At 69.5% G+C, this 24721-nt stretch carries 22 protein-coding genes and 2 pseudogenes; 7 read left to right on the forward strand and 17 right to left on the reverse strand.

The genetic code is table 11. The features are described 5' to 3' along the window. The 3 genes and pseudogenes from A9976_RS00055 to tsaB form a co-directional block, all read right to left on the reverse strand. Nucleotides 1–239: pseudogene (locus A9976_RS00055) on the reverse strand (hypothetical protein); the annotation flags it as partial. Next, nucleotides 230–754, reverse strand: a complete 525-nt coding sequence (rimI, locus tag A9976_RS00060) for a ribosomal protein S18-alanine N-acetyltransferase (protein ID WP_013804496.1) — start codon at nt 752–754, stop codon at nt 230–232. The gene rimI and the pseudogene A9976_RS00055, both read right to left, overlap by 10 nt. Continuing rightward, a complete protein-coding gene (gene tsaB / locus A9976_RS00065) occupies nt 751–1491 on the reverse strand; it encodes a tRNA (adenosine(37)-N6)-threonylcarbamoyltransferase complex dimerization subunit type 1 TsaB (protein ID WP_183017296.1) in 741 nt (246 codons plus the stop codon). The genes rimI and tsaB overlap by 4 nt, the downstream gene beginning before the upstream one ends. A gap of 102 nt (nt 1492–1593) precedes the next feature. Between tsaB and dacB the strand changes: the two genes are divergently transcribed. The 3 genes from dacB (at nt 1594) to A9976_RS00080 (ending at nt 5218) form a co-directional block, all read left to right on the forward strand. Further along, entirely contained in the window at nt 1594–3129 is a 1536-nt protein-coding gene (dacB, locus tag A9976_RS00070; RefSeq protein ID WP_259649053.1) for a D-alanyl-D-alanine carboxypeptidase/D-alanyl-D-alanine-endopeptidase, read from the forward strand. A gap of 252 nt (nt 3130–3381) precedes the next feature. Then, nucleotides 3382–4515 carry an SGNH/GDSL hydrolase family protein gene (locus tag A9976_RS00075; RefSeq protein ID WP_183017298.1) on the forward strand — a complete coding sequence of 378 codons (1134 nt, stop codon included), beginning with the start codon at nt 3382–3384 and terminating at the stop codon, nt 4513–4515. Between the two features lie 31 nt (nt 4516–4546). Then, nucleotides 4547–5218, forward strand: a complete 672-nt coding sequence (locus A9976_RS00080) for an OmpW family protein (RefSeq protein ID WP_183017299.1) — start codon at nt 4547–4549, stop codon at nt 5216–5218. A gap of 64 nt (nt 5219–5282) precedes the next feature. On the opposite strand, the gene A9976_RS00085 is transcribed toward A9976_RS00080, so the two are convergent. Then, on the reverse strand, nt 5283–6821 hold the full coding sequence (locus tag A9976_RS00085) for a CoA-acylating methylmalonate-semialdehyde dehydrogenase (RefSeq protein ID WP_183017300.1): 1539 nt from the start codon (nt 6819–6821) through the stop codon (nt 5283–5285). An 82-nt stretch (nt 6822–6903) separates the two neighbouring features. Between A9976_RS00085 and A9976_RS00090 the strand changes: the two genes are divergently transcribed. Continuing rightward, the gene (locus A9976_RS00090; RefSeq protein ID WP_183017301.1) at nt 6904–7866 is read left to right on the forward strand and encodes a LysR family transcriptional regulator; all 963 of its coding nucleotides are present in this window, start codon (nt 6904–6906) and stop codon (nt 7864–7866) included. 16 nt (nt 7867–7882) lie between these two features. On the opposite strand, the gene A9976_RS00095 is transcribed toward A9976_RS00090, so the two are convergent. From A9976_RS00095 to iolC, 6 genes are all read right to left on the reverse strand, one after another. Continuing rightward, entirely contained in the window at nt 7883–9226 is a 1344-nt protein-coding gene (locus A9976_RS00095; protein WP_183017302.1) for a type II toxin-antitoxin system HipA family toxin, read from the reverse strand. Then, nucleotides 9223–9483: a helix-turn-helix domain-containing protein gene (locus A9976_RS00100; RefSeq protein ID WP_183017303.1), complete on the reverse strand. Its 261-nt coding sequence runs from the start codon at nt 9481–9483 to the stop codon at nt 9223–9225. Before A9976_RS00100 ends, A9976_RS00095 begins: the two co-directional genes overlap by 4 nt. 136 nt (nt 9484–9619) lie before the next feature. Continuing rightward, nucleotides 9620–10600: a tripartite tricarboxylate transporter substrate binding protein gene (locus A9976_RS00105; RefSeq protein ID WP_183017304.1), complete on the reverse strand. Its 981-nt coding sequence runs from the start codon at nt 10598–10600 to the stop codon at nt 9620–9622. Nucleotides 10601–10642: 42 nt separating this feature from the next. Beyond that, nucleotides 10643–11662: a tripartite tricarboxylate transporter substrate binding protein gene (locus tag A9976_RS00110; RefSeq protein WP_183017305.1), complete on the reverse strand. Its 1020-nt coding sequence runs from the start codon at nt 11660–11662 to the stop codon at nt 10643–10645. Between the two features lie 44 nt (nt 11663–11706). After that, nucleotides 11707–12510 carry a 5-deoxy-glucuronate isomerase gene (gene iolB / locus A9976_RS00115; protein WP_183017306.1) on the reverse strand — a complete coding sequence of 268 codons (804 nt, stop codon included), beginning with the start codon at nt 12508–12510 and terminating at the stop codon, nt 11707–11709. Nucleotides 12511–12572: 62 nt separating this feature from the next. Then, entirely contained in the window at nt 12573–14546 is a 1974-nt protein-coding gene (iolC, locus tag A9976_RS00120) for a bifunctional 5-dehydro-2-deoxygluconokinase/5-dehydro-2-deoxyphosphogluconate aldolase (RefSeq protein WP_183017307.1), read from the reverse strand. A 100-nt stretch (nt 14547–14646) separates the two neighbouring features. On the opposite strand from iolC, the gene A9976_RS00125 reads away from it, so the two are divergent. Next, nucleotides 14647–15546 carry a MurR/RpiR family transcriptional regulator gene (locus A9976_RS00125; RefSeq protein WP_183017308.1) on the forward strand — a complete coding sequence of 300 codons (900 nt, stop codon included), beginning with the start codon at nt 14647–14649 and terminating at the stop codon, nt 15544–15546. Between the two features lie 36 nt (nt 15547–15582). On the opposite strand, the gene A9976_RS00130 is transcribed toward A9976_RS00125, so the two are convergent. From A9976_RS00130 to A9976_RS00155, 6 genes and pseudogenes are all read right to left on the reverse strand, one after another. Further along, a complete protein-coding gene (locus A9976_RS00130; RefSeq protein ID WP_225971041.1) occupies nt 15583–16272 on the reverse strand; it encodes an NYN domain-containing protein in 690 nt (229 codons plus the stop codon). A gap of 213 nt (nt 16273–16485) precedes the next feature. Continuing rightward, entirely contained in the window at nt 16486–17484 is a 999-nt protein-coding gene (locus tag A9976_RS00135; RefSeq protein WP_183017309.1) for an L-threonylcarbamoyladenylate synthase, read from the reverse strand. 11 nt (nt 17485–17495) lie between these two features. Then, nucleotides 17496–18659 carry a 5-(carboxyamino)imidazole ribonucleotide synthase gene (locus A9976_RS00140; protein ID WP_012202921.1) on the reverse strand — a complete coding sequence of 388 codons (1164 nt, stop codon included), beginning with the start codon at nt 18657–18659 and terminating at the stop codon, nt 17496–17498. Then, a complete protein-coding gene (purE, locus tag A9976_RS00145; protein WP_012202922.1) occupies nt 18656–19153 on the reverse strand; it encodes a 5-(carboxyamino)imidazole ribonucleotide mutase in 498 nt (165 codons plus the stop codon). The genes A9976_RS00140 and purE overlap by 4 nt, the downstream gene beginning before the upstream one ends. Nucleotides 19154–19236: 83 nt before the next feature. Continuing rightward, nucleotides 19237–20625 (reverse strand): hypothetical protein, encoded by a 1389-nt coding sequence (locus A9976_RS00150; protein WP_183017310.1) that lies wholly within the window; start codon nt 20623–20625, stop codon nt 19237–19239. After that, nucleotides 20622–21542: pseudogene (locus tag A9976_RS00155) on the reverse strand (ABC transporter ATP-binding protein); the annotation flags it as partial. The gene A9976_RS00150 and the pseudogene A9976_RS00155, both read right to left, overlap by 4 nt. 341 nt (nt 21543–21883) lie before the next feature. Here A9976_RS00155 and trxA point away from each other — a divergent pair. Then, nucleotides 21884–22840, forward strand: a complete 957-nt coding sequence (trxA, locus tag A9976_RS00160) for a thioredoxin (RefSeq protein WP_183017312.1) — start codon at nt 21884–21886, stop codon at nt 22838–22840. Between the two features lie 64 nt (nt 22841–22904). Here trxA and A9976_RS00165 read toward each other — a convergent pair whose 3' ends face one another. Next, nucleotides 22905–23711 (reverse strand): aminotransferase class IV family protein, encoded by an 807-nt coding sequence (locus A9976_RS00165; RefSeq protein WP_183017313.1) that lies wholly within the window; start codon nt 23709–23711, stop codon nt 22905–22907. A 96-nt stretch (nt 23712–23807) separates the two neighbouring features. On the opposite strand from A9976_RS00165, the gene A9976_RS00170 reads away from it, so the two are divergent. Beyond that, nucleotides 23808–24719, forward strand: coding sequence for a LysR substrate-binding domain-containing protein (locus tag A9976_RS00170; protein WP_183017314.1), 912 nt, complete (start codon nt 23808–23810; stop codon nt 24717–24719). Nucleotides 24720–24721 lie beyond the last annotated feature (2 nt).

A 24721-nucleotide genomic window follows, 5' to 3' on the forward strand; every position in this document is an offset into this window, starting at 1 on the left:
GGCGCTGGCGCGGTGACAGGCGCCGGTGCAGCAGGCGCCGGGGGGGGCGCCTCCTGCACGGGCGGCGGCACGGGGCGGGCCACGGGCGGAACTGCCAGGGGCGCCGCTGCGGGCGCATCGGCGGGCGCAGCCAGGGCCTCGGACAGCATGGCGGGTGCGGTCTCGGGCTCGGGCAGCCAGACGGTGATGCCCATGGCGTGCAGCATGGCCCGCTGGCGGGTGTCTAGATTCAGGGCCATAGCTTGAGGCTCATGAGCACGGCATGCTCGCGCGGGCCGTCGTGCATGGGGTAGTAGTTCTTGCGCAGGCCCACCTCCTGGTAGCCATGCGCGGCGTAGATGCTGCGTGCGCGGACATTGCTCTCGCGCACCTCCAGCCAGATCCATTGGGCCTTGCGCTGGCGCGCCCACAGGGCCAGCGCGTCCAGCAGGATGCGGGCCCAGCCCTGGCGCTGGCGCGACGGGGCCACGGTGATGTTGAGCAGGTGGACCTCGTCGAGCACGATCATGGCGACGAAGTAGCCCACCAGTTCGCCCCGGGCATCGACCAGCAGCTGCGCTTCATTGCCGGCCGCCATGGCATCGATGAAGTTGCCACGGGACCAGGGATGCGAGTAGGCCTGCTGCTCCACAGGCAGCAGCATGTCGAGCGACAGCACGTTCAGCGGCTCGAAGCGCACGCTGTCCCGCTCCGGCGCCGGAGCGTCGGTCAGGGGCGGCTGCGGCCGCGAGGGCTGTGGCGTGTGCGTGCTCATGGTGCGGGTGGGTTGGCCTCTGGAGTGGGCGTGGCCAGGGCCAGCGCGGCGGCCGCCTTGGCAGCCTCCCGCTCGGCCGTGGTCTGAGCGACTTTATCGCGGATGTAGCGCGGCAGGGCCTGGTCGGCCGGCAAGGCGCGGTCGGCCGCCAGCAGGGCCGGGGCCAGGCGCAGCATGGCGGCGGCGGTGGGCAGGGCGGCCAGGTGGCTGGCCTGGGGCGCCAGGCGCTCGCCGTAGGCGGCCAGGGCGTTGCCGGCCACCACGGTGCCGGGCGGCAGTTGCAGGGCCTCGGGCGCGCACAGGCCGAAGTCGCCACTTTGCTCGCCAATGTCGTTCCAGCGGCCATCAGCCCAGTGGTAGGCGGCGTGGTAGACCTCGTTCATGCGCGCATCGATCACGGCGATGAGGTCGGTGCAGCCGTATTGCACGCGCGCCTGCTCGGCCACGGCCAGCAGGCTGTCCATGGGCAGCACGGGCACGCGGGCGGCAAAGGCCAGTCCCTGGGCCACGGAGCAGGCCGTGCGCAGGCCCGTGAACGAGCCCGGGCCCCGGCCGAAGACGATAGCCTGCAGCTCGGCGAATTCCAGCCCGGCCTGGGCCATCAGCGCCAGGATGGCGGGGATCAGCTCGGTCGAGGTCTGCGGGCCACCGGGGCCGCTGTGCTCCCAGACGGCATCGCCGCGCTGCACGGCGATGGAGAGGGTGTCGGTACTGGTGTCTAGGGCAAGAAGATTCATGGCTTGGGGCAGGCGGCGGTGCCGCAGCAAGTGCAGGATTATCGGTGCCCCGCCCGTCCCGCGCCCGGCGGGGCTGCAATGACCGGCGTAGACTTGCCGGCCATGTTGCATCTTTCGCCGTCTTCTTCCCTTATTGCCTCGATTTCCTCTGCCTTCTCACTCGGAACACCGCGTTCACGCCAGGGCCTGGCGGCCGCGCTGCTGGCGGCGGCTGCCCTGCCCGGCGTGGCAGGCGCCCAGGCTGACGCGCCCAGCTCGCCGGCCTCCCTGGCCACCAAGGCGGTGCGCGAAAGCCGGCTGCCGCCCGCCGTGGAGGCGGCCCTGGCGCGCGCCAAGCTGCCGCGCGATGCTGTCTCCGCCCTGGTGGTCGAGGTCGATGGCCGTGCCGCCCCGCGCCTGGACTGGCAAAGCCATGTGGCCATGAACCCGGCCTCGGTCATGAAGCTGGTCACCACCTACGCGGCGCTGGACCAGCTGGGTCCCGCCCATGTCTGGCGCACGCCCGTCTTCCTGGGCGGGCCGGTGCAGGACGGCGTGCTGCGCGGGCCGCTGTACATCCAGGGCCAGGGCGATCCCAAGCTCGTGATGGAGCGGCTGTGGCTGATGCTGCGCCGCCTGCAGGGCATGGGCATCAAGGTCATCGTGGGCGACATCGTGCTGGACCGCAGCGCGTTTTCCGTGAGCGGCCATGACGCGGCCACCTTCGACAACGAACCCTGGCGCCCCTACAACGTGGCGCCCGACGCGCTGCTGGTCAACTACAAGGCCGTGACCGTGGGCTTCACGCCCGACGCGGCGGCGGGCGTGGCGCGGCTGCAATACGATCCGCCGCTGGCCGGCATCCAGCAGCAGGAGACCGTGCCGCTGGCGCCGGCCGGCAGCGAGTGCGGCGACTGGCGCGCCCGGCTGCAGCTGGACATGGCCGACCCGCTGCGCATCGCCTTTGCCGGCCCGTTCCCGGCCAGTTGCGGGGACAAGAGCTGGTCGCTGGCGCCGGCCCAGCCCGAGGCCTTCGCGGCCCGCGCCATCGAGGGCATGTGGCGCGAGCTGGGCGGCAAGCTCACCGGCACCGTGCACGACGGCCGCGTGCCGGCCGGGCTGCAGCCTGCGTTCCAGAGCGAATCGCCTTCACTGGCCGAGGTGGTGCGCGACATCAACAAGTACAGCAACAACGTCATGGCCCAGCAGGTGTTCCTGACCATGGGAATGCAGCGCACGGGCGTGGCCAGCTTCGAGTCCTCGCGCCAGGCCCTGGGCCAGTGGTGGCAGGCGCGCTGGGGCGCGGCCGAGCAGCCCGTGGCCGACAACGGCGCGGGCCTGAGCCGCGAGGCGCGCATCACCGCCTCCGGCCTGGGCCGCATGCTGCAGCAGGCCTGGGCCTCGCCGGTGATGCCGGAGTTCGTTGCCTCCATGCCCATCGTCGGCGTGGATGGCACGCTGCGCCGCAGCCTCAGCCGGGCCCAGGGCATGGCGCATCTGAAGACCGGCACGCTGCGCGATGCCTCGGCCCTGGCCGGCTATGTGGACGGGGCCAGCGGCCGCCGCTACGTGCTGGTGGCCATGGCCAACCACGCCAACGCCCCGGCTGCGCGCGCGGCCTGGGATGCGCTTGTGGACTGGACGGCGCGCGACCGCTGATCGGGCGCCTTCGCTCCCTCTGCAGGGCCTGCTTTCGCAGGCCCTTTTTCATTGTTTTCACGGCAAGGACGTTGTCCTACCCACGGGCCATGCGGCGGTCCTTATCGTCTGTTCGCCCGCGTGCGAAATGCCTGGGCGGCAGGCAATTCCTATCCGTAGTTGCCCGGTGTCGCCAATGCGCAAGTGTCGCTACGATGGCCTTAGCAAAAAAGCACGGTCGTGCTATTCATAACACTTCACGGAGATTCCATCTTGGCAAATCGTTATCGAATCCTCGCGGCCGCTCTGGCCGCGGCCGGCCTGCTGGCCGCTTGCGGCGGCGGCAGCGGCGCCGACACCACTCCCCGGGCCAAGATCACCTCCGTCAAGGTGATGGGCGACAGCCTCTCCGACAGCGGCACCTTCGGCTACAAGTTCACCGTGCAGAACGCCACGCTGACGGGCGCCGGCTCCAACCAGGTCTGGGCCGAACGCGTGGCGGGCCTGTACAACATCTCCCTGTGCCCGCGTTTCAACGGCACGGCCTTCACGCCCAACACGGCCTGCAACAACTACGCCGTGGGCGGTGGCCGCATCAACTACACCAGCGCGCCCACGGCACCGATCTCCATCACGCAGCAGATCCTGCTGGCGGGTGCGGCGGGCTTCACGGCCGATGACCTGGCGGTGATCGACGGCGGCGCCAATGACGCGGCCGACGTGGTCGGCGCCTTCCTGGCCGCCTCCAGGGACCAGGGTGCGAGCTTCAAGGCACTGCTGTCCACCAAGATCGACGCGGCCACGCTGGGCGCGCTGCTGCAGCAGGGCCAGGCCGGCATGGCCCAGGCCGGTGGCCTGTACATGCAGAACCTGGCCAAGGGCTTTGTCTCCAGCATCCAGGCCAATGTGCTGGGCAAGGGCGCCACGCGCGTGGCCATCCTCAACGTGCCCGCCATCACGCTGACACCGCGCTTCCAGCTGGTGCTGCAGTCCGTGGCCCAGCAGCAGGGCTCGGCCGCCGCCGCGCAGCTGGAGACCGTGTTCGACGGCTGGGTCAAGGCCTTCAACCAGCAGGTCGCGGCCGGTTTCACGGGTGAGAGCCGCGTGGCCATCATCGACTTCTACAGCGAGTTCCGCCAGCAGATGGCCGACCCCGCCCAGTACGCCTACACCAACGTGAAAAAGCCGGCCTGCCCGGCCACCGGCGTGGGCGCTGACGGCCTGCCCACCTACAGCTTCCCGACCTGCACCGAGGCCGCGCTGTCCGCCTCCATTCCCGTGGGCGAGACCAGCGCCAACTGGTGGAAGAGCTATGCCTTTGCCGACAGCTTCCATCCCACGCCCTACGGCCATCAGCAGATGAGCCAGCTGGCCTCCCGCACCCTGGCCCGCGCCGGCTGGCTGTGATCGCAGACACGCAGCACGAGGAGACACATCCATGAAGAAATTCCTGCGCATCACCGCCGCCGTGGCCATGGCCACGGCCTGCATGGCCGCCAGCGCCCAGTCCGCCGGCACCTGGAGCGTGCGCCTGGGCGCCACGCGCATCGATCCCCAGACCAGCAGCGGCTGGCTGAGCACGCCCAGCTTCCCCGACACCCGCGTGGACGTGAAGGCCAACAGCCAGCTCACGGGCGGCGTGACCTACATGGTCACCAACAACTGGGCCATCGACGTGCCCATGGGCCTGCCGTTCAAGCACGACTTCGTGGGCGATGGTGCCATCTCCGGCACGGGCAAGCTCGGCCGCACCAAGGTGCTGCCCGCCACCGTGTTCGCGCAGTACCGCTTCGGCGAGGCCAACTCCGCCTTCCGCCCTTACCTGGGCCTGGGCGTGACCTATGCCAAGTTCTTCGGCGAGCGCACCACGGCCTCCCTCAACGGCCTGACCGGCGGCACGCTGGCCAATCCCACCACGGCCTCGGTGGACAGCAAGTGGGGCCTGACGCCGCAGATCGGCTTCGTCTACAACTTCAACGAACGCTGGTTCCTGGACGTGGCCTACTACAAGAGCTTCCTGAAGACCACGGCACACCTGTCCTCGGGCCAGAGCGTGTCGCTCAAGCTCAATCCCAACGTCTACGCCATCGGCATCGGATACCGCTTCTGACAGGTCGCAGTCCCCAAAGAAAAACCAGCCCGCGGGCTGGTTTTTTCATGGAGCGAACCTGCGCCTACTTGGCCGTGGGCATCACGAATTCCGCGCCCTTGGGCGTGCTCTCGGGCCAGCGCTGCATGATGCTCTTTTGGCGGGTATAGAAGCGCACGCCTTCCTCGCCGTAGGCATGCATGTCGCCGAACAGGCTGCGCTTCCAGCCGCCGAAGCCGTGCCAGGCCATGGGCACGGGAATCGGCACGTTGATGCCGACCATGCCGACCTCGATGCGGCGGCCGAACTCGCGCGCCACATTGCCGTCGCGCGTGAAGCAGGCCACGCCGTTGCCGAACTCATGGTCGTTGACCAGCTGCACGGCCTCGGCGAAGTCCTTGGCGCGCACCACGGCCAGCACGGGGCCGAAGATCTCTTCCTTGTAGATGCGCATGTCGGGCGTGACATGGTCGAACAGCGTGCCGCCCAGCCAGAAGCCGCCCGAGGTGTCGGTGCCCGTGGCGGCGCCGGCCGCCTTGCCGTCGAAGCCCCGGCCATCGACCAGCAGCTGCGCGCCTTCCTTGACGCCCAGGTCGATGTAGCCGCTGATGCGCTCGTGCGCGGCGCGCGTCACGATGGGGCCCATTTCCGCGGCCAGGTCCTCGCCGTCCAGCACCTTCAGGGCCCTGGTGCGCTCGATCAGGCGCGGCAGCAGCTGGTCGGCCACATCGCCCACGAGCACGGCCACGCTGATGGCCATGCAGCGCTCGCCGGCCGAGCCGTAGCCGGCGCCGATCAGTGCGTCCACGGCCTGTTCGATATCGGCGTCGGGCATGACCACCATGTGGTTCTTGGCGCCGCCCAGGGCCTGCACGCGCTTGCCGTGGCGGGCCCCCGTCTCATAGATGTAGTTGGCAATGGGCGTGGAGCCCACGAAGCTCACGGCCTTCACCTGGGGATGCTCGATCAGCGCATCCACGGCTTCCTTGTCGCCCTGGACCACGTTGAACACGCCGTCGGGCAGGCCGGCCTGCTTGAGCAGGTCGGCGATCAGCAGCGAGGGCGTGGGATCGATGGGGCTGGGCTTGAGCACAAAGGTGTTGCCCGCCGCAATGGCCACCGGGAACATCCACATCGGCACCATCACGGGGAAGTTGAACGGCGTCACGCCCGCCACCACGCCCAGCGGCTGGCGCAGCGTCCAGTTGTCGATGCCGGTGGAGACCTGGTCGGTGAAATCGCCCTTGAGCAGCTGCGGGATGCCGCAGGCGAACTCCACGATGTCGATGCCGCGGCTGACCTCGCCCTGCGCATCGGTGAAGACCTTGCCGTGCTCGGCCGTGATGGCGTGGGCCAGTTCGTCCTTGTGCTGGTTGAGCAGCTCGAGGAAGCGGAACATCACGCGCGCCCGGCGCAGCGGTGGCGTGTCGGCCCACTTGGGGAAGGCCGCCTGGGCGGCCGCCACGGCGGCATCGACATCGGCGCGCGAGGCCAGGGCCACGCGGCCCGTGACCTGGCCGGTGGCCGGGTTGGTCACGTCCTGCTCGCGGCCGCTGGCACCTGCCGTGCGCTGGCCGTTGACGTAATGGACGATGGAAGCGAAGGAGGTGTTTGCGGTGTTCATGCCGGCCAGTCTAGGAGTGCGCCTTCGGCCTGCCTAGGCGCTGTGCTTGAATTGATTGTTCATTTCGCTGAACAATCCCCGCATGGCAAATGAAAAACCCGATGCCAAGGCCGAGGCCTTGTGGAGCCACCTGCACTGGCTGGTCGTGCTGGAGCAGCAAGGCAGCTTCACCTCGGCCGCCGCACGCCTGGGCGTGAGCAAGGCGGCCATGAGCCAGCGCGTGGCCGAGCTGGAGCGCGCGGCCGGCGTGGCCCTGGTCACGCGCACCACGCGCAGCGTGCGCCTGACCGAAGCGGGCCAGCGCCTGGTGGACGAGACGCGCGGTGCCTTCGAGCACATCGCCGACAGCTTTGCGGGCGTGCGCGACCTGGCGGCCGAGCCGCGCGGCCTGCTGCGCGTGACCGCGCCCGTGGCCTTCTCGCGCCAGCAGCTCATGCCCCGGCTGCCGGCCTTCCTGCGTGCCCATCCGCAGATCCGGCTGGAGCTGGACCTGTCTGACCACCTGCGCTCGCTGGCGATGGAGGGCTTCGACATCGCCGTGCGCCATGCCTCCACCCCGCCCGAAACCCATGTGGCCTGGGCGCTGGCGCCCACGCGCTCGCTGCTGGTGGCCAGCACGGACTACCTGGCCGCGCACGGCACCCCGGCCACCCCGCAGGACCTGGCCGCGCACCAGTGCCTGCACTACCCGCGCACCCAGGGTGCCATGGCCTGGAGCTTCGTGCCCGCCGATGCCGGTGCGGACGCCGGTGCAGACGCAGTACGCACCGTCGTGCCCGTGGCCGGCGGCTTTGCCGCCAACAACAGCGAAATGCTGCGCGACGCCGCCATGGCCGGCCTGGGCATCGCCCTGGTGCCCGACTTCAGCGCCCAATCGGGCCTGGCCTCCGGCCACCTGCGCGAGGTCCTGCCCGGCTGGCGGCCCGTCGATGCCTTCGGCGAACACCTGTTCGCGATCCGCCCCTACGCCAGCCACGTGCCGCGTTCGGTGGCGGTATTCGTGGAGTTTCTGCGGGCGTCGTTTGCGGCGGGGTTCATTCGCTGAGCGAGGTTGATGCGTGCTACCGCTCACCCGGCAGGCGGGAACGCACAAGCTTGCCGGCGGACGATTTCTGCTTCGGTGGTGCGGAAAACCCTTCGAAGGCGTCTCCCGGTTTCCAATCACCGACGGCATAAACGCGCTGATCGCGCAAGCCCTGAACACCTTCGGACCAACCCATCAGCATGCGCTTGCCGATGTCCCTGAAGCCGCCGTGCTGCGCCATGGCATCCCTGACCTGCTGTCCGGCGTCGGCCACTGCATCGCTGATAGCTTCCACCATGACTGCCTGCTCCCGGGGCGCAATCCCCAGGGTCGTGGCGATGAACTTCTGCAGGCTCTTGCCTGGCGTCCAGGTCTTCTTTCCCATGAATTCGATGCTGGGCGGGTTGTGCTGGAAGCCGGGATAGACGACGGTGGTCAGCATGTCGTAGGCGGGGGACAGGTGCACATCGGCACGCCGGGTGTAGAGCAGGGCCAGGTTCTTGGCATGGCAGTCTGCATTGCGCAGCGCATAGGTCAGCAGCAGCGTGGTGGCCAGCTGGCGATAGGTCTGCAGCCGGCGTTCGCCGGGCACATGGTCGCGCACGGCCTTGGCGATGCGCTCCCAGGTGGTGTCGTACTTGGCCGCGGGGCGCAGGCCCAGCAGCGCGCAAAAGTCCTCCATCCCCCAAAGGGCCTGTCCGTTGTCATCGACATCGAAACGGTGCACGACCAGGGCCTGTCCGTCGTCCGAGATTTCTGTCCGTGCCGCAGGCATTACCTTGGCGGCGACCTGCATGCACAGGTGCTCGTTCAATGCCACAAAGGGCAAGTGCCTGCTGGAGCCCTTGATGATGTGGCGGCGTGTGATGAGGCTGGCCTTCCTGTGCCCCGCCAGCGATGGGCTGCCGCCCTGGACTGCCTCATCGTTCGCGTCCAGGAACTTGGGCACCACGCCGGAGACGCCACTGGTGGCGTGCTGCCGCACCAGTTGGGCAAAGGCTGCTTCCGAGTTGTCACCGCGCAGCAGCGCGGCCACTTCCACGGAACTGGCAGGCTGCTGCAGAGCGGCGCCGGGCGCGGCGACCTGGATGCGGCCGACCATGTTGCGGCCAATCACCGAAAGCAGGGCGACGGGGCTGGCCCCGATGTGCGGGCCGAACTGCTCCTGCAGAACCTGCAGCAGATAGCCTTCGGGCAGGTTCATCTGCAGCACGGGGGGCAGCTGGTCATCCCAGGCGTAGGACTCCGTGCGCACTGGCATGGTGAGTGAGACGAAGTCATCAGGCGCCGTGTGGGCGTGGTAGGTCAGAACGCTTTTGAAGTCGCCCACCGGCTCCAGCACCGCGACCTCCCGCCCCAGGACGTGGACGGCGAGCTTCATGGCCGTGCCTGGTTGCGCTCGCGGCGCAGTTCATCCAGAGTGCCCGACTGGCCCATGGCAAAGAAATCGATCTCCATGCCCAGCACGGCCAGCACGGCCAGGAGCTTGCGCGTCCCGAATTCGGCCGAGCGGCCACGCTCGAAGCGCGACAGCGTCTCGGGTGTGATGCCTGCCTGGGCGGCCACGGCGCCTTGTTGAAGACCCAGTGCGCGCCGCCGGCGGGCCACGGATTCACCGAGTTCTTGAAGGGTTTGCATTTGACTTTTATATCAATAAAATCCAATTTCTCCTAGTTTATTGATTTATCTATCAAGCAAAAGTGCTGACTGGTCGCCGCGTTCCACTGCCCGTAAAACACGGCCGAGCCATTGGCCATCGCGCTTCACAGGCCCCTCAGGCCTTGATCCCCAGCTTGTCCACCAATTGCTTGAACACCGCGTTGTCGCGGTCGATCACGGCCTTGAACTCGGGCTGGTCCAGGTAGCCCTCTCCCATGTTCTGTTTGGCCATGGTTTCGCGCAGGGCGGGGTCCTTGAGGGTCAGGGCCATGGCCTTGCGCAGGGTCTGGACCACGGCGTCAGGCGTGTTGCGGGGCACGGCCAGGCCGCGCCAGCCGCCGATGAGCAGGTCGATGCCGCGCTCCTTGAGCGTGGGCACGGCTTCCCAGCCGGCCTGTATGCGCTGCTCGGCCATGATGGCCAGCGGGCGGATCTTGCCGGCCGCCACATAGGTGGCCACCTCCACGGGCGTGACGGCCACGGCCTCGATGTGGCCGCCCAGCAGGTCGAGCACGGCAGGGTTGGCGCCGCGGTAGGGCGCGTGGTTGAATTTCACGCCCGCCTTGTCCTGCAGCGCGGCGGCGGCCAGGTGGCCCAGCGAGCCCGGTCCGGCGTTGCCGATGCGCACCGCGGCCTCGTCCTTGCGCGCGGCGGCGATCAGTTCCTCGATGCTGCGATAGGGCGAGTCGGCACGCACGGCGATGGTGGCGGGGTCGGCATTCAGGCGGGCCACGGGCAGCAGGGCGTCGGAGCTGATCTTGGTCAGCCCCATGTGCGGGATCATGGTCAGCTCGACGGTGATGATGCCGATCTTGTAGCCGTCCGGCCTGGCATTGGCCAGTTCGGTCCAGCCCACGGCGCCGCTGGCGCCTGCGCGGTTGAGCACGATCAGATCCTGCGGCAGGTGCTTGCGCGCCACCTCGGCCAGCGCGCGTGCCAGCACGTCGGTGCCGCCGCCAGCGGCAAAGGGCACGATGAGTTCAATGGGGCGCTGGGGCCAGGCGCCGGCCGGTGCCTGCGCCATGGCGGGCAGGACCGGCGTTGCGGCCAGGGCGGCCAGCGAGTGGATGAATTGGCGGCGGGATGCGAGGGTCATGGCTTGTCTCCGGGATCTTGTCTATGTGGCGATGTCTGCGCTTCAATCCATTTTGATGTTGGCGGCCTTGATCACGCCGCTCCACAGCGCCTGTTCCGAGCGCACGAAGCCTGCGAACTGCTGCGGCGTCATCTCCATGGGCTGTATGCCGATCTCTTCGAGCTTGGCACGCGTCTCGTGGTGGCGCAGGGCGGTGGCCAGGCTTTTGTTCAGGCGCTCGGTGAGCGCAGGGCTCAGGTGGGCGGGGCCGACGAAGCCCTGCCAGGCATAGGCCTCGAAGCCGGGCACGCCGGCCTCGGCCATGGTGGGTACGTCGGGCAGGATGGGCAGGCGCTGGGGCGTGGCCACGGCCAGCACGCGCAGCTTGCCCGCGCGGATGGCCGAGAGGCTGGGCGGCAGGTCCACGAACATGGACTGGATCTGTCCTGCCATGAGGTCCTGCAGCGCCGGGGCCGAGCCCTTGTAGGCCACGTGCAGGATCTGGGTGCCCGTGCGCTGCTTGAACAGCTCCAGCGCCACGTGCAGCGGCGATCCCGGGCCCGACGAGGCCGAGGAGATGCCGCCCGGCTCCTTGCGCGCCATCGCCAGGAATTCCTGCACATTCTTCGCCGGGAAGGACGGATGCACGGCCAGCACCAGCGGCATGCGGCCCAGGCCGCCGATGTAGCTGAAGTCCTTGCCCGCGTCATAGCTCAGGCGCGCATACATGGCGGGGTTGAAGGCCAGCGTGCCCGAGTCGGCCGTGCCCAGCGTGTAGCCGTCGGCCGGGGCGCGTGCGATCAGCGTGGCGCCGATGATGCTGGCCGCGCCGGGACGGTTGTCCACCACCACGGGCTGGCCCAGGTCCTTGCCCATCTGCACGGCCAGCTGGCGCGCGATCACGTCGGTGGTGCCGCCCGGTGCGTAGGGCACCACCCATTTGACGGGCTGGGTGGGCCAGGCTGGCGCACTCTGGGAGGACGGGGCTGGGGCGGATTGCGCCTGGGCGGTGCCCATGCCCAGCGTCAGCAGGGCGCAGGATAGCCAGGCCTTGCGGTGCAGGGCCATTGGGTTGAACAGCATTTTTTGTCTCCGGTGGTTTTTATGGGTGTCTGTTGCGCCGTGCGTCAGCGCGGCCGCAGCATCCATTCGTGCGCGGGGTCGTTGCGGAAGGCCCAGCGCCGCTCGGGCCCGGCCATGGTGTTGAGGTAGTAGAGGTCGTAGCCGTGCGGGGCCACGCAGGGGTGGTAGCCGCGCGGCACCATCACGGTGTCGCGGTGCTCCACCGCCATGGCTTCGTCGATGCTGCGGTCATCGGTGTAGACGCGCTGGAAGGCAAAGCCCTGGCTGGGGTTGAGCAGGTGGAAGTAGGTCTCCTCCAGCACGGTCTCGGCGTCCGGCGCGGCGGGGTCGGCGCTGTCGTGCTTGTGCGGCGGATAGCTGGACGAGTTGCCTGCGGGCGTGATGACCTCGACCACCAGCAGGGACTCGGCCGCCTCGGTCTCGGGCAGGATGTCGCAGACATGGCGCGTGTTGCTGCCCTGGCCGCGCACGCTGCGGCGCATGCTTTCGGGCGCGATCACGCGCGTGGCGTGGCGGCCCGTGGCGGGTGCGGCGCTCAAGGCAACGTCGGCCGGGCCGCGCGCCGTGATGCGCAGGCTTTGGCCGGGCGGCACATAGACGGCCGTGGGCGCACTCTCCTCGAACACGCTGGCGCGGCTGCCCAGGGCGCTGAACGCCTGGCTGCCGACCTGCACATCCACCTGGCCGGTGAGCACGGTGATGCAGTATTCAAGCGGGCCGGTGGACAGCGCCTCCACCTCGCCTGCCTGCAGCCTCAGGGCCTTGAAGTGGATGTGCTTCCAACCCGCGCTGGCGGGCGTGATGTCGGTGACGACGCGGCCGGGCGCGGCCTTGACGAGAAGGCTCATTGGGAGACCTTCGCCCTCACGGGCTGCGGTGCGAGCCCCCTTCGGAGCGGCCGGGCGGGGGCTCATGCCGCAGCTCCTTCGGTGATGTCCTGGCGCGCGTCCACGCGGCTGGCATCCCAGCCCGCGATCAGCGCGCGGAAGTTGGCGGCGACGGCATCGCGCAGCGCGGCGTCGTCCAGCTCGTTGCGCAGCCACTGCAGCGCGGGTCCGGCCCAGACGCTGCGGCCGATCATGAAGCCCTTGACCACGGGCGCCCGCGCCTGGGCAAAGCCCTGCACCAGTTGCTCCACGGGCTGGGACAGGCCCAGGATCACGGCGCCCCGGCACCAGGGGTCGCGCTCGTTCACCAGGGCGTCCAGCGCCTCCCAGTTCTCGCGCGCCATGGTGCCGACCTTCCACCATTCGGGCTTGAGGCCCAGGTCGTAGAAGTGGCGTATGGCGCGCAGCACGGCCTCGCCCCGGTCGTCCGGCGCCAGCGTGTCCTTTGGCGGGATCACTTCCAGCAGCAGCTCATGGCCGCTGGCGCGCGTGGCGGTCCAGACCTGCTGCAGCCAGGCATCCTGCTCGGCGCGCAGCGCGGGCGTGTCGTCGGGGTGGTAGAAGACCAGGCATTTGACGGTATGGCTTTGCGGCCAGTGCAGCAGCTCGGAAGCCAGCGAGTCCGTGCCGTCAAAGCGCAGCGGGCGCGAGCCCGGCAGCTCGATGGGCCGGCCTATCCACCAGCCGCGTCCCGTGGCGTCGTGCAGCGCGGCCTCGCCCAGGTGATGGCGGCCGTCGATCAGCACGCCCATGCGGCCCGCGTTGCCCGGATCGCGCTCGACCTGGGCGACCACCTCGTTGATCAGCCGCTTGAGCGGGCGCAGCCGCGCGGGCGCGGCGCCGGCCTCGCGCGCCAGATCGTCGAACTGGCTGCGGTGGTCATAGGCCAGCACGCACAGCGCGGGCCACTGCGGCCGCGCGCGGCTGACGCGGTGCAGGTGGGACAGCTCGGGGTCCTGGTCGGGACGCGGATGGCGGTGGCCCGAGAACCAGTGCGCCAGCTCGGCCTGCGTGGGCATGGCCGGCGCGCAGCCATGGCGCGAGACCACGATGGCGCCGCAGGCGTTGGCAATCGCCGCAGATTCCTCCAGGCTCTTGCCGCGCAGCAGCCCGGACAGCAGGCCCGAGGCAAAGGCATCGCCCGCGCCCAGCACATTGAGCACCTCCACGCGCTCGCCCAGCACCGTGGGCGCATCGGCAATCGCATCGGGCACCTCGCCCTCGATCAGCGAGCAGCCCAGCGGCCCGCGCTTGACCACGAAGACGGCGCGGCTGCATTCGCGCACGCGGCGCAGGCTGGCGATCAGGTCGCCCTCCACGCCGCCGGCGATCAGCCATTCCTCCTCGGTGCCGATGATGAGTTCGAACTGGCCCAGCTCGGCCTGCAGCCTGCGGCTGACCTCGGCGCTGGCCACATAGCGTGTCTCGCCGTCGCCGCGCGAGGCCAGGCCCCACAGCACGGGCCGGTAGTCGATGTCCAGCACGCGCACCAGGCCGTGGCGGCCTGCCATCTCCAGTGCCTTGCGGCTGGCGGCCAGCACGCCGGGTGCGCTCAGGTGGGTGCCCGTGATGGCCAGGCAGCGGCAGCGGGCCAGGAACGCCTCGCTGATGGCCTCGGCGTCCAGGGCCATGTCGGCGCAGTTCTCGCGGGCGAAGAGCAGGGGGAAGGTCTCCTGGTCCTTGATGCCCAGCAGCACCATGCCGGTCAGGCGCTGGGCATCGACCTGCACCTGGCTGGTGTCGCAGCCCTCGCGGCGCAGCGTCTCGACCAGGAAGCGGCCATTTTGTTCATCGCCCACGCGCGAAATCATGGCCGAGCGCAGCCCCAGGCGCGCCGTGCCGAAAGCCATGTTGCCCGAGGAGCCGCCCAGGTACTTGGCAAAGCTGCCGGCCTCCTCCAGGCTGCAGCCGATCTGCTGCGCGTAAAGGTCCACGGCCAGTCGGCCCAGGCAGGCCACGTCCAGCGGCCGGTCGGAGGGAAAGTTCAGCATGCTCATCGTCATAGGCCTGTGCGTTGCGGACACCCGCGTGCGGGCCTGTCCATAATCGTTGCGTGCATGCGATCATAGATCGAAATAGAAAAAGTTTTCCATATATATGAAAAATAGAAAAACCCTTGGCGATGCAGGCGCCCCCTCGCTGGCCGGACCCTACGCCGACCGTGGCGCCTTCCTCTCCGTGCTGCGCGAGGGCTTCGAGGCCCTGAGCCGCCAGCTCAAGGCCATCGGCCGCCATGTGGAAATGCAGGGCGATCGCCTGGCCTTCGACGGCATCCAGGCCACGGCCGAGCAATGTGGCGTGCAGCCTTCGGCCGTGGTGCGCTTTGCCAAGCATTTCGGGTTTTCGGGGTACTCGGAACTGCAGGCGCTGTTCCGCGCCGATGCGGCGCGCCAGCTCTCGGCCCAGCATGACTACCAGGACCGCATCCGGGGCCTGATCGCCTCGGGCAACGAGCCACGCAGCAGCGCGCGCCTGGCGCACGAGGTCATCGAAGGCAGCATCGAAAGCCTGCAGGCCCTGCAGCGCGGCCTGCCGCCCGAGCAGTTCGAGGCGGCGGTGGACCTCATGCTGGATGCCCCCTCGCTGTGGCTGGCCGCCTCGCGCCGCGCCTTCCCCGTGGGCGCCTACCTGGCCTATGCGCTGCAGCACACCGAAAAGCCCGTGCACTGGCTGCACGGCCTGGGCGCCATGCAAAAGGGCGAGCTGCGCGCGCTGGCGCCCGGCGACGTGATGCTGGCCGTCTCCTTCGAGCCCTACGCGCCCGAAACGCTGGAAATGGTGGATGCGGCCCTGGCCCGCGGCGCGCGCCTGCTGGCGCTGACCGACAGCCAGCTCAGCCCCCTGGCATCACGCGCCACGGTCACCCTGCTCGCCCAGGACGCAGCCACCTTCGGCTTTCGCTCCCTGACCAGCACGCTGACCCTGGCGCAGTCGCTGTTCCTGGCGCTGGCCTACCGGATGGAGCTGGCGTACGAGCCTTCGGTGAAGAGGTCCTAGTCGGCAGCGTTCCGCCCAGTGCCGCCTTGTGGGGGGTCACCAATGCGCAGGCTTGCTGGCTGGTTTTTTCCGCGTCTGCACGTTCAGCGGCAACTGCGATTGCGCCAGCTCGTCGTCCCTGATGTGATGGCGAACCCAGTGCGCCAACGCCGTCAAGCGCTTGTTGGGCACTTTGCCGTCTGCTGCGGTCCTGTCGCGCAATGGCATGACCAGCCCCAGCCTGGCGGCGGGCACGTCCTCGCGCAGCATGCGCAGTGCGGGTTCCACGTCACTGTCGTTGGAGCAGATCACCAACTGGTCGCATTCGCCACGTACTGCATCACGGTAGGCGTGCAGCGCAAGGTTCACGTCGGTCTGCTTTTCTTCGATCATCCAGACGCGCGACACGTTGTTCTTGCTCGGGTTGGCGCCCGCTTGGTAGCTCGGCAGGGATGTGGGTTCGAAGACGTGGAAGCCGTTGACGATCTGGATCAGGCCAGGGTCTCGTGCCTGCAGGGCGCGAAGGTACTGGGTCTGTGCCTGGACCGATGCCTCGCCATGCCGGGCGTACGAGGCTTTGACGGGGGCCGTGAAGTACTTGATGGCGACAACCTCTGCGCCAGGGTCTTGCGGCAGCAGGATGCGATCACGAAACAGCGCAGCAATGTCCAGCCACTTGTACGGCGTGCCCTTGAGCCGCGAGTAGTAGAGGTTGTAGCCGTCGATGTAGATGGTTGTTCTGGTCAATGTCCAAGCCACCAATGAAAAGACCACCTTGCGGTGGCCTTTTCGCCCTAAGCCTGAGCCAACTGAATGACACCGCGAAGGGATTGTGTAGTGCGATTCTAGCAACTCCTGCCATTCAAAGGCCTGGAACGGCGCCTGTTCCTGCGCCGCACGCCGTTGGACAGGCGCGCGGGTTGATGCCCGATGCGGCACTGCAGTCCCGGGGGACCTCTTCTATCCCGCAGCCGCCGCGCGCAGCAGCCGGTCGCGCACGCCTTCCCAGTCCGGCGTGTCGGGCGGGGTCTCGATCCAGATCAGCCTGGCGCCGACTTCATCGAAGTCGCGCAGGGCGCCGAACAGCTCGCGCGCGGTGGCGGCGGCGTCGGCGGGCATGGCGCGCAGCGTGACGGCGCGCGAGGCGGTGCGCAGCGGTGTACGGTGGTAGACGGCCAGGTTCCTGGCGTCGGCGCCCAGCACGTCCAGCCCGGCCTGCAACTGCCTGGCGTCCATGAGGCGCACCTGGGCGTTGGGCGCGTAGTGGGCCAGCAGGGTGCCGGAGGCGCGCGGCGTGTTCTCCTGCAGCTCTTCCTTGGACAGGGGGCGCTGGCCGCAGGCGCGTTCTATGTCGTCGCGCGTGATGGCGCCGGGGCGCAGCAGCACGGGCACGCCGCGCGTGCAGTCCACGATGGTCGATTCGATCCCCACTTCGCAGGCGCCGCCGTCCAGCACCAGCAGCGTGTCGCCGAACTCACCGGCCACATGGGCCGCCGTGGTGGGGCTGACGCGGCCGAACTTGTTGGCGCTGGGCGCCGATACGCCCCAGACGGGCGGCTGCAGCTGCTGGCAGGCGGCCAGCACGGCATGGGCGACGGGGTGTGACGGGCAGCGCAGGCCCACGCTGTCCTGGCCGCCGGTCGAGGCCCGGGCGGCCTGGGGCAGGCGCGGCAGGATCAGGGTCAGCGGGCCGGGCCAGAAGGCGTCGATCAACTGCTGCGCGAACAGCGGCACTTCACGCGCATAGCGCGTGATGGCGCCGCTGTCGGCCACATGCACGATGAGCGGATGGTTGGGCGGCCGGCCCTTGGCGGTGAAGATCTGCGCGACGGCCGCGTCGTTGTCGGCATCGGCCGCCAGGCCGTAGACGGTTTCCGTGGGCAGGCCCAGCAGTTCGCCGCGCTGCAGCGCCTGTGCGGCGGCCTGGACAGAGGCCGCCAGCGTTCCATCAAGAATCATTGCACGGGCCTTCAGAACGGCTCTAACCCTAAGATGGCAGCGGCCTGCAGGGCGGTGGAGCGCACGGCCTCGGGCGAGGGGCCGGTGACGTTCAGGTGGCCCATCTTGCGGCCGCGCTTGGCGTCGTGCTTGCCGTACAGGTGCAGGTGGCAGCCGGGCAAGGCCAGGACCTGGTCCCAGGCCGGCGCCTTGGCCTGTTCGCCGTCCTTGAACCACAGGTCGCCCAGCAGGTTCAGCATGATGGACGGGCTGTGCTGGCGCGGCTGCGTCAGCGGCAGGCCGGTCATGCAGCGCACCTGCAGCTCGAACTGCGAGACATCGCAGGCGTTCTGGCTGTAGTGGCCGCTGTTGTGCGGGCGCGGCGCGATCTCGTTGACCACGAGCATGCCGTCCTGCAGCACGAAGAATTCGACGCAGAGCACGCCCACGTAGTCCAGGCCATCGGCCACGGAGCGTGCGGCGGCCAGTGCCTGCTCGACCTGGGCCTGCGGCAGGTTGCCTTCGTAGACCTCGGTGACGGACAGGATGCCCTCGCGGTGCAGATTGCGCTGCACGGGCAGGTTGACCATGGAGCCGTCACGGCCGCGCGCCACGATGACCGAGCATTCATGGGCCAGTGGCAGCATTTTTTCCAGCACGCAGGCCACGCGGCCCAGTTGCTCCCAGGCGGTGGCCAGCTCGGCGGCGTTCTTCACGCGCACCTGGCCCTTGCCGTCGTAGCCCATGCGGGCGGTCTTGAGGATGCCGGGCAGCAGGCTGGCGTGCACGGCCGCCAGCTGGGCCGGCGTCTCGATCACCGCATAGGGCGCGCAGGGCACGCCGCAGCGCACGAAGTGGGCCTTCTCCTGGGCGCGGTCCTGGGCAATGGCCACGGAGGAGCCAGCCGGCGAGACCGGCCGCTGGGCGGCCAGCAGGTTCAGCGCCGCGGCGGGCACGTTCTCGAATTCGGTGGTGACGGCGGCCGACAGGCGCGCCAGTTCGGCCAGACCCTGCGGGTCTTCGTAGCCGGTACGGATGTGGTGGTGGCTGACCAGGCCGGCAGGGCTGGTCGGGTCGGCGTCGAGCACGGCCGTGAAATAGCCCATGGCCTGGGCCGATTGCACGAACATGCGGCCAAGTTGGCCGCCACCCAGCACGCCCAGCGTGGCGCCCGGCAGGATCACATCTGCGCTCATACGGCCACCGGGGGAAGCGTCATCGCGCGCGCTGCGGCGGTCTGCTCGGCGCGGAAGGCTTCGAGCCTGGTGCGCAGGGCCGGGTCCTCATTGGCCAGCAGGGCCACGGCGAAGAGGGCCGCATTGGCCGCGCCGGCCGCGCCGATGGCGAAGGTGGCCACGGGCACGCCCTTGGGCATCTGCACGATGGAGTGCAGCGAGTCCACGCCCTGCAGGTGGCGGCTGGCCACGGGCACGCCGAGCACGGGCACCACGGTCTTGGCAGCGATCATGCCGGGCAGGTGGGCAGCGCCCCCCGCACCCGCGATGATGGCCTTCAGGCCACGGCCGGCAGCGGCCTCGGCGTAGGCGAACATGTCGTCGGGCATGCGGTGGGCCGAGACGACCTGGGCTTCATGGGCGATGCCAAATTGCTGAAGAATGGCAACTGCGTGCTGCATGGTCTCCCAGTCGCTGCTGGAGCCCATGACCACACCGATCTGGATGGAGTTCATGTCGTGAGGGCGCCTGCGGCCCGGCCTAGTGGAACCCGCGATTTTACTTTTTTAGTCCGGATCGGCCCGCATCCCCCTGCAAATCACCGCACAGCCGTGTGCTGCTCGCGCGCAAAACCCAGCACGCGCTGGCGAAACACATGGGCCAGCCAGGCCAGGGCCAGCCCCACCTGCACGGCCAGCGACAGCCACATTCCGCTGGTGACGGGCTTGGTCAGGCCGGCTGCCAGCGGCTGGGCCAGCACGGCGGCATCGGCCCCGGCCAGGCCAAAGGCCAGCAGCGGCAGCACGATGTTGACCAGCAGCCAGGTGACGGCAAACGCGGCCAGCGGCGACTTGATGCGCCCGGCCAGCAGGGAAAAGCCCGTGGCCAGCGCGGCATCGCGCAGCAACTGCGCCGTGGCCAGCGCCGCCAGTTGGGCCGCGCCCGGCACGATGGGCTGGCCGCCCCCAGGCCACAGCAGCCACAGCGCGCAGGCCAGCACGGCCAGCAGCCAGCTCACGGGCCACAGCGGCAGGGCCTCGAGCGCGCCACGCCAGCGCCCCTGCAGCACGCACCACTGCACCTGGCGCCAGCTGCGCAGGCCCTCGTCCATGCCGTGCAGGCAGACATAGGCCGTGCCCGCCAGCGCCAGCCCGGTGGTCCATGCGAAGAAGGAGGCCGGGCCGGGGCCCTGCAACTGCATTGCATCGAGGTGCATGCCTCCAAAGGCCAGGCCCGCCACGCACAGGCCCAGCGGCCAGGCCCAGGGCAGGGTGCGCACATCCAGCCGCGTGCACAGCAGCCGCCACAGGGCCAGCAGGCCCAGCCCCAGCGCGATGGCACCGAACAGGTAGATGGCGCCGCGCCCGTGCAGCGGCACGGACCACCACAGCACAGGGCGACCTTCTTCGCGGCCCAGCTGCTCGGTCAACCGGCCCAGGATGGGTCCGGGCAGCACCATCACGAACAGCAGCGGCACCAGCACGAAGCGGATGCGGCGCGCGGGCTGCTCCTTCGGCCCCCAGCCCATGAGCACGGAGTGCATGCTCCAGGCCTGCAGGGCCAGGCCCCACAGCACGGCCTGCAGCACGGCGTGCACGCCCCCGGCCAGCCCGCCCGGCTGGCCCGCCGAGGTGGCCAGCACGGCCAGCGCGCACCACAGCATGTACAGCCAGGCCGCCAGCGGAGCGCCCAGCAGCTTGCCCCAGGCCATCTGCCATGGCGTCAGGGCCGACAGGCGCTGCCAGTCCCAGGTGTGCTGGTGCGCCTCTTCGTTGAGGCCGCGCCCGGCCAGCACGCTGCCCAGGCCGGCCGCGGCGATCCACATGCCGATCAGGGCGGCGACCAGCAGGGCATGCAGGCGGTCTTCGGGCTGGACCAGGACCATTGGCGTGGCCAGCAGCAAGGCGGTGAGCAGCAGGCTCCAGCCCAGTTGGGCGGGCCGCCAGTTGAGCCAGAGCTGGCGCTGGAATTCGGGGTTGTGCGTCATGGCTGCTCCGCAGGGCTGAGGGGGGCTGCGGCCTGCAGGCCGCGTGCGTAGCGGTCCTGCAGGCGCTCGCGCACAGGCGCCAGGCTGGCCACGGGCAGGCCGGCGCCAACCAGGCGGGCCAGCAGGTCGGCGCGTTCGCGCGGCAGGGTGGGCAGCCACAGCTGCAGATGCACCAGGCCCTGGTCATCGGGCGGCGGCACAGGGGTGTCGGGAAGGACCTGGTGCAGCTGCCGTGCCAGCGACCCGGCCGGGGCACCCGGGGGCGGTGCCAGCTCCAGCGCGTACAGCGCCAGCGGCACATCGCCGCCGGCGGCCGGCGCCTTGATGCCGCCGTGCAGGGCCTCGTGGCTTTCCACGCGGCCGCCGCGCAGGCTCAGGATGTGGGTGCAGTACTCGTCGAGTTCGCTGAGGATGTGGCTGGAGACGATCAGGGTCATGCCCTGGGCCTGCAGCGCGCGCATCAGCTGGGACAGGCTGGCGCGGGCCTCGGGGTCCAGGCCGCTGGCCGGCTCGTCCAGCAGCAGCACGCGCGGCTGGTGGACGATGGCCTGGCCGATGGCCACGCGCTGGCGCTGGCCGCGAGACAGCTCGGTGGGCAGGCGCTCCAGCAGATCGGCCAGGCCCAGCTGCCCGGCCACGTGCGCCACGCGCTGCGGCGCCTCGGACGGGGGCACGCCCATGGACAGGGCCGCGTACTGCAGGCAGCGCCGCACGCTCAGGCGGTCATAGAGGCCGAAGAAATCCGACAGATAGCCCAGGTGCCGGTGCACTTCGCGGGGCTGCTCCTGCACCGCAATGCCGTGCACCTCGACCTGGCCCGACAGCGGCTGGTCCAGTCCGGCGATGCAGCGCATCAGCGTGGATTTGCCGGCGCCGTTGGGCCCCACCAGGGCCGTGACGGTGCCTGCGGCGATATGGAGGCTGACGCCATCGAGCGCGCGGTGGCCGGGGTACTCGAACACCAGCTGCGAAACCTTGATCAAGGCGAGCCCTCCCTCATTGCGTTGATGGCAGGCCGCAATGGCGGCACAGCGCGCCAATATAGCCCAGCGCTGCCGCGCCGCGCCCTCGGCCGGGCGGCTTGAAATGCGCGCAGCCTGCTCCCATCTGGGGTGGCTGTCGCCCATGGCGTTCACGCCCTGGGCCTTGGAATTGCTGGAGAATCACACGGTCCGCATCGGAGGCATTCGGCCGCCGAACTCCGAACCGCCACAGTCCGCGCGCCCTGGCCGCGCGCCTTGCCACAGGGTCTGATCACATGATTGATGTCACCATTGAGAATTTCGAAGCCGAAGTCGTCGCCGCCTCCATGCAGGTGCCGGTGCTCGTCGACTTCTGGGCGCCCTGGTGCGGCCCGTGCAAGACGCTGGGCCCCATCCTGGAAAAGCTCGAAGTGGCCTACGACGGCCGCTTCAAGCTGGTCAAGATCGACTCCGACCAGGAGCAGCAGCTGGCCGGCATGTTCGGCATCCGCTCCATCCCGACCTGCATTCTGATGATGGGCGGCCGCCCCGTGGACGGCTTCATGGGCGCCCAGCCCGAAGGCAAGCTGCGCGAGTTCCTCGACAAGCACCTGCCCTCCGAAGGCGAGCTGGCCGCCGAGGCCGAAGCCGACGAGGCCCACCAGCTGCTGGAAGCCGGCGACACCCAGGCGGCCCTGCAAAAGCTGGCCGACGCCCTGGCCGCCGATCCGGCCAACGACGATGCACGCTTCGACTACGTGCGCCTGCTGATCGCCACGGGTGGCTACGAAGAGGCCGGCGCCCTGCTGGTCGAGCCGCTCAAGCGCATTCCCCAGGCCACGCGCTTCGAGGCGCTCAACCAGTGGCTGCAGTGCATGCTGTTCGTGCACAACGACGAGCGTGGCAACTGGGAGTTTGCGCAGTTCGACGCCGTCATCGCGCAGAACAAGCGCGACTTCGACACCCGCTTCGGCAAGGCCCGGGCCCTGGCCGCCGAAGGCCAATGGGCAGCCAGCATGGACGAACTGCTGGAAATCATCATGCGCGACAAGGATTGGAACGGCCAGGCCGCGCGCAAGCTCTACGTGGGCATCCTGGAGCTGCTCACGCCCCCGAAGCCCAAGAAGCAGGACGCCATCCCCGGCAAGAGCAGCGGCGGCATCGAGCTGCTGGGCAAGGCTGGCGCCGAGCAGGACGAAGCCACGCAACTGGTCAACGGCTACCGCCGCAAGCTCAGCATGGCGCTGAACTGAGACCGGCGCTGCACGGGTGAAGAGACGGGGGAGCCTTGCGGCTCCCTTTTTTCATGGCGAGGGCTCAGGGTGCAACCGGTTCCTCGGCCGCATGCGCGCGGTGCAGCAACTGCACGAAGCCAGGCGCATCGGGCAGATGCACATCGGCCAGTCGCCTGACCGGAATGCCCGGGGACCACGAATTCATCACCACGGCGCCGGCCAGGGATGGCAGGTCGGCCAGGGTCAGCACGGCCTGGCGCTGCGCCACGCCCAGGCGCTGCAACTGGCGCCGCAGCATGGACTCGGTCGTGCCCGGAAGTACCTGGGCGCGCGGCCAGACCACGGCATCTCCATCCCAGAAAGCCAGGTTCCAGATGGTGGCCTCGCCAATGCGGCCATGGCGGTCGGCAAAGGCGGCGTCGTCAAAGCCCTGGGCCACGGCGCGGCGCAGCAGGTGCGTCTTGGCCACCTCGCCCACATGCTTGAGGTGGGGCAGCATGCGCTCATGCTCGAACAGCGCCAGGCTCAAGGGCCCGGCAGGGCCCGAGGCGGGGGCCGAGGTGCGCACCAGCATGCGCGGCCGCGCATCGGCGGCCGTGAATTCCCCGGCAGGCGAGTACACCGTGGCGGTCAGCGACACATCCTGCGGGCCGTTGGCAAGCGCCGCCCTCAGCTGCGCCTGGACATGGTCATCGGGCAAGGCCTGGCCGTACAGCTCCAGCGAGGCCTGTCGCAGGCGCTGCAGATGCAGGTCCAGCCCGCGCAGCCTGCCGCCGCGCACCTGCATGGCCGTGAAATGGGCATGGCCGGCAAAGGCCAGGGCGGCGAGTTCGGCCGCCGTAGCGGGCTGCCCATCGATGAGGCTGGTGAAGAAGGAGGCGGTTTCCATGGGTTCATCCATCAAGTTTTCTTGATTGTTCGATGACGGCCCCAAAAGAGGAAGCAAGTAGTATTTGGAGCTTCATCAAGAAAAATTTGAAGATCCATGCGCCAGCTCCCACCCGGCACGCGCGCCCTGCGCAGCTTCGAGGCTGCAGGGCGCCACCTGAACTTCACGCGCGCGGCCGACGAACTGGGGCTGACCCCGGCGGCGGTCAGCCACCAGATCAAGGAGATGGAGGAACAGCTGGGCCTCGTCCTCTTCACGCGCAACAGCCGCAGCATGCAGCTCACGCCCGCAGGCAGCGTGCTGCTGGAGGCCACGGCCGAGGCGCTGGGCCTGCTGCGGCGCGCCACCGGCCGGGCGCGCCAGCTGGCCCGGGGCGAGACGCGGCTGCGCCTGTCGCTGGGCGCGCGCCTTGCCACGCAGTGGCTGCTGCCCCGGCTGCCGCGCTTTCGCGCCGCGCATCCGCAGGTTGAACTGAGCCTGGACATCTGCGACGAGGTGCGCGACTTCGACGCCGATGACATCGACGCCGCCATCCGCTTCGGCACGGGCCGTGATCCGCACACCCTGGCGGTGCGCCTGTTCGATGCCAGGGTGATCCCCGTCTGCAGCCCGGCCCTGCTGCAGTCCGGCCCGCCGCTGGCCCGGCCCGTTGACCTGCTGGCGCACACGCTGTGCCATGTCGATTGCAGGGTGGACGGCCAGGCCTGGCCGAACTGGCCGATGTGGATGGCGGCGGCCGGCGTGGAGGGCCTGGACGCAGGCCGCTGCATCGCCTTCACCGACTCCAGCCACGTCGTGCAGGCCGTGATGGACGGTGGCGCCGTGGGCCTGGTCGAGCAGGACCTGGTGGCCGAAGACCTGGCCCGTGGCCGCCTGGTGCGCCTGTTCGACATCACCGTGGGCCTGGGCCCGGCCTATGCCTACCACCTGCTCCACCCCCGGCGCAGCCAGGGCCAGCCGGCCATCGAGGCGTTGCGTGCGTGGGTGCTGCAGGAGGCCGGGCTGTAGCG

The sequence above is a fragment of the Delftia sp. UME58 genome (assembly GCF_014170385.1).
Classification (GTDB): Bacteria; Pseudomonadota; Gammaproteobacteria; order Burkholderiales; family Burkholderiaceae_C; genus Comamonas; species Comamonas acidovorans.

Excerpts from the sequence above, each read along its gene's own strand:
- trxA (WP_183017312.1), top strand. The coding sequence starts at position 21,884 with ATGATTGATGTCACCATTGAGAATTTCGAAGCCGAAGTCGTCGCCGCC.
- iolC (WP_183017307.1), bottom strand. The coding sequence starts at position 14,546 with ATGAGCATGCTGAACTTTCCCTCCGACCGGCCGCTGGACGTGGCCTGC.
- A9976_RS00105 (WP_183017304.1), bottom strand. The coding sequence starts at position 10,600 with ATGACCCTCGCATCCCGCCGCCAATTCATCCACTCGCTGGCCGCCCTG.
- A9976_RS00080 (WP_183017299.1), top strand. The coding sequence starts at position 4,547 with ATGAAGAAATTCCTGCGCATCACCGCCGCCGTGGCCATGGCCACGGCC.
- A9976_RS00100 (WP_183017303.1), bottom strand. The coding sequence starts at position 9,483 with ATGCAAACCCTTCAAGAACTCGGTGAATCCGTGGCCCGCCGGCGGCGC.
- iolB (WP_183017306.1), bottom strand. The coding sequence starts at position 12,510 with ATGAGCCTTCTCGTCAAGGCCGCGCCCGGCCGCGTCGTCACCGACATC.
- rimI (WP_013804496.1), bottom strand. The coding sequence starts at position 754 with ATGAGCACGCACACGCCACAGCCCTCGCGGCCGCAGCCGCCCCTGACC.
- tsaB (WP_183017296.1), bottom strand. The coding sequence starts at position 1,491 with ATGAATCTTCTTGCCCTAGACACCAGTACCGACACCCTCTCCATCGCC.
- A9976_RS00090 (WP_183017301.1), top strand. The coding sequence starts at position 6,904 with ATGGCAAATGAAAAACCCGATGCCAAGGCCGAGGCCTTGTGGAGCCAC.
- A9976_RS00095 (WP_183017302.1), bottom strand. The coding sequence starts at position 9,226 with ATGAAGCTCGCCGTCCACGTCCTGGGGCGGGAGGTCGCGGTGCTGGAG.
- A9976_RS00140 (WP_012202921.1), bottom strand. The coding sequence starts at position 18,659 with ATGAGCGCAGATGTGATCCTGCCGGGCGCCACGCTGGGCGTGCTGGGT.
- A9976_RS00110 (WP_183017305.1), bottom strand. The coding sequence starts at position 11,662 with ATGCTGTTCAACCCAATGGCCCTGCACCGCAAGGCCTGGCTATCCTGC.
- A9976_RS00135 (WP_183017309.1), bottom strand. The coding sequence starts at position 17,484 with ATGATTCTTGATGGAACGCTGGCGGCCTCTGTCCAGGCCGCCGCACAG.
- purE (WP_012202922.1), bottom strand. The coding sequence starts at position 19,153 with ATGAACTCCATCCAGATCGGTGTGGTCATGGGCTCCAGCAGCGACTGG.
- A9976_RS00170 (WP_183017314.1), top strand. The coding sequence starts at position 23,808 with ATGCGCCAGCTCCCACCCGGCACGCGCGCCCTGCGCAGCTTCGAGGCT.
- A9976_RS00125 (WP_183017308.1), top strand. The coding sequence starts at position 14,647 with ATGAAAAATAGAAAAACCCTTGGCGATGCAGGCGCCCCCTCGCTGGCC.
- A9976_RS00150 (WP_183017310.1), bottom strand. The coding sequence starts at position 20,625 with ATGACGCACAACCCCGAATTCCAGCGCCAGCTCTGGCTCAACTGGCGG.
- A9976_RS00085 (WP_183017300.1), bottom strand. The coding sequence starts at position 6,821 with ATGAACACCGCAAACACCTCCTTCGCTTCCATCGTCCATTACGTCAAC.
- A9976_RS00165 (WP_183017313.1), bottom strand. The coding sequence starts at position 23,711 with ATGGAAACCGCCTCCTTCTTCACCAGCCTCATCGATGGGCAGCCCGCT.
- dacB (WP_259649053.1), top strand. The coding sequence starts at position 1,594 with ATGTTGCATCTTTCGCCGTCTTCTTCCCTTATTGCCTCGATTTCCTCT.